This window comes from Rickettsia sp. (assembly GCF_965035265.1).
The window spans coordinates 1-3,070 of the sequence record NZ_CBCDJS010000127.1 but is presented as its reverse complement, the minus strand read 5'-3'; the positions used below and the strand labels follow the sequence as shown (position 1 = coordinate 3,070).

Sequence of the window (3,070 nt, the reverse complement as noted above, 5' to 3'; positions counted from 1 at the left end):
CCTAAAATAAATATCACAAGACTCACTATCGTCCCTACAAATACTCCTCTAAGGTTGAAGTATTGCAATGATAAAGAATAATATTCCCATATTAAGAAAGTAGCTGCGCCGCCAAGTGATGATAAAACCATTATGGTTTTAGAGGTTTTGATACCGAAAAGTGTTGTTATTAACGGTACTAATATTACCGGTCCCCAAAAACCGGTAAAGAACACTACTAAGTCAATTACATTACTGAATTTTAAGGCTACAATTATCGCAAAACTTCCTATTATAACGTTAATAATTCGAGCAATTAATAATAATTTTTGCTGATTTTTAACTTTAAAAATAGGATTGATTATATCTTTAACGATAGCTATAGAAGTAACATTTAAATCAGAATCGGCAGTAGACATAACGGCAGCTAAGAGGCCGCTCATTACTATTCCTTGAATTAAAGTCGGGATGATTTGGTTGATTAAGTAAGGTAATACTAAATTTGACGGCTGGTTTGGATAAAGCTTGTAAGCAATTAAACCGTTTAAAATGATGCAAATCAAGAAGAAAAAATATATAGCGGATTTTGCATATATTGCTTTAGTTGTTTGCGTGGGATTTTTGTTAATTAAAGCTCTTTGGATAAATGTAGGGTATAGATTCATGACGCTAAAGCTTAAAGCTGCTGCAATCGTATAAGAAAGTAAGTTTCTTTGATCAAAATTTGTATTTTCCGTGGGGAAGTGATTAATAAAATCTACAAAACCGATTTTATTTAAACTGATAAAAGTTATGGTCGGTATAGCAATTATCATCGCCAAAAATTGTAGTAAATTAGTAAAAACAATAGATTGCAAGCCGCCGATTGTAGTATATATAAGTACTATACTATAACTTAAAATTACCCCGTTCACATAATTTATTTCTAAGATATATTGGAAAATATAGCCGCTGACGCTTATTTGTGCAGCCAAAAACCCCACTGAAACAATGACTGAGCTAACACCGCCGATAAAACGACCGATATTATCATAATATGTACTCATAATGTCACCGATACTTTCGGCTCCGTAATGTTTGGCAATTAAAGGTACTATATAGATCGCAATTAGTATATCTATCGGTATTGTAAGTATAAGAGCATAAGCATAATATGCATGCCCTAAGAAAACCTTTTCCATAATACCGAAGGTGGTAGCACCTCCGACAGAACTTGCAAATATTGTAGCTATTAGTAATATCTTACTATTTCGTGCTTTGCTTTCAACATTTGCATAATTCTTGAAACCACTATGTTTAGCTCTGTAATATATACCTATAGCTAAAATAGATATTAGATATATGAAGACTATAATATTATCTATAGGTATTTTAAACATAAATTAAGTTTTTGAAGTTCAAATTTAGGGCGTTGTTAACTAAGATTTGTGATTATGCAGTTTTATAACCAAGTCGCTCACAATAATATATAGATTTAGCTAAGAATGCTAGATTTATAATTATGCATGATAAGTAGCATCATCACTTCCTAAATAAGGAGTCCAAATATCTTGATCTAAATCATATTTATATGTTTTACCTTGATATTCCATTTCTTTTTCAGTAATTTTTTTCATTTGCAGATAGTTACTATTTGATTGATCTGTATTTTTGCTATTTTTACAATATTCTTGTATTTTTAAAATAGCTAATATAGCAAAAATTATCCCGCAAATAGTTATTATTCCATCTTTAGTAAATGATAAAAATGTTGAGGCAATTGAAGAATCACCGGTCGGCATATTTGATTCTTCTCGATCGCTCATCATAAATCCGGCAGCATGTACTGTCGGTCCTAAGGCATATGAAGTAAAGTTTCTTAAATTAGCTTCAAAGTTAGCATTAATGATACAATCTTCGGTAGTATTAAAGCCTATAAAAGCCGGTATATTAGAGTCTTTTATTGTATTTCCGATAACATCGTATAGCTCACCGAAAATAGAAATCGTATTGTTTGAAAATATTTCAAAACTGTCATTAAATATAAAACTTATTTTACGTCCGTCTTTTACTATAGAGTTAATAGTATGTTTAGCTTCTTCCGGACACTTTCTCATTAAAATTCTTGCCCAATTGTGAATTCTATAATTTGTGTTGTCTTCACATTCTTCAAAATCTACAAGGGTATTAGTAGTATTATCTTTCATAAATGCATGATAGGGTATAGAAGTAAATAGTTTGTCGCCAATATTAAACAAATAAGGTAAAGGAAAGTTAGGTTGATAACTTCCTAGAGATCTAAGTAAAGTAGCTATACATTCAAATTGTGGCATAATTAACCTTTATTATGTTAAAAATAATTATTAAGAAATATTAATAATTAGTCTAGATTAAACATAATAAAAGTTAATAAATCAATATTTTTTAAAAGTTCTATGCTTTTTATTTTGAATTATTGTAATTAAGATATGTAAGAAAGAGTTACTCAGTGCTAAGTTCATTTATTTCGCCGGTTAATTTAAGTACCAACTCTTTCATTTCTTCAATTAAATCATCAGATAATATAGGAGTATCGGAAATTTTAGTAACTTCAGCAATTTCTTCGGTTTTGTTAGTGAATTTACGGCGTAGTTCATATTTAAAATCTTCAGGCTCTTCAGCAATTTCAACAATTCTAGATATTCTTGAACCTGTGCAGGAATTTGTAGTATCATTATCTTTAGTAATAATAGCAGAATTATTATCTGTACATGCTATTGTAAGGCTTAGAAAAGCTTTTAGTTCAGGTTTATCATCGGGTACTAATTCTATTAGGTTTTTATCTTGACAATTTGCTCCATATATTATTAGTAATTTAACCATTTCTGTGTAGCCTTCATGAGCAGCTAATTGAAGAGGTGTGTATCCATCTAAATCTTGTAACTCTGTTGAAGCTCCTTTTTCTAGTAAAAATTCAGCTACATCGGTAATCCCCCCATTTTTAATCGCAGTAGAGAGTAGAGAGTTAAGCTGCTAAAGCTAATTTTTGTATTGGCGTTATACCGCTTATAGCCATATTTGGTCTTTCGTTATTATAAGACCAAAGCCATTTAGTGGCAAGATCTTGTGCCTC

Annotated in this window: 3 protein-coding genes; all 3 read right to left on the bottom strand. The window is 30.5% G+C overall.

Annotated features, from left to right (window positions below; genetic code table 11):
* On the bottom strand, window positions 1-1,358 hold a 1,358-nt coding region (locus AC1Z7D_RS06730; RefSeq protein ID WP_482603068.1), incomplete at its 3' end, for a sodium:solute symporter family protein.
* A 120-nt stretch (window positions 1,359-1,478) separates the two neighbouring features.
* Window positions 1,479-2,291, bottom strand: coding sequence for a hypothetical protein (locus tag AC1Z7D_RS06725; RefSeq protein ID WP_482603066.1), 813 nt, complete (start codon window positions 2,289-2,291; stop codon window positions 1,479-1,481).
* A 148-nt stretch (window positions 2,292-2,439) separates the two neighbouring features.
* The gene (locus AC1Z7D_RS06720; protein WP_482603070.1) at window positions 2,440-2,928 is read right to left on the bottom strand and encodes an ankyrin repeat domain-containing protein; all 489 of its coding nucleotides are present in this window, start codon (window positions 2,926-2,928) and stop codon (window positions 2,440-2,442) included.
* Window positions 2,929-3,070: the final 142 nt, after the last annotated feature.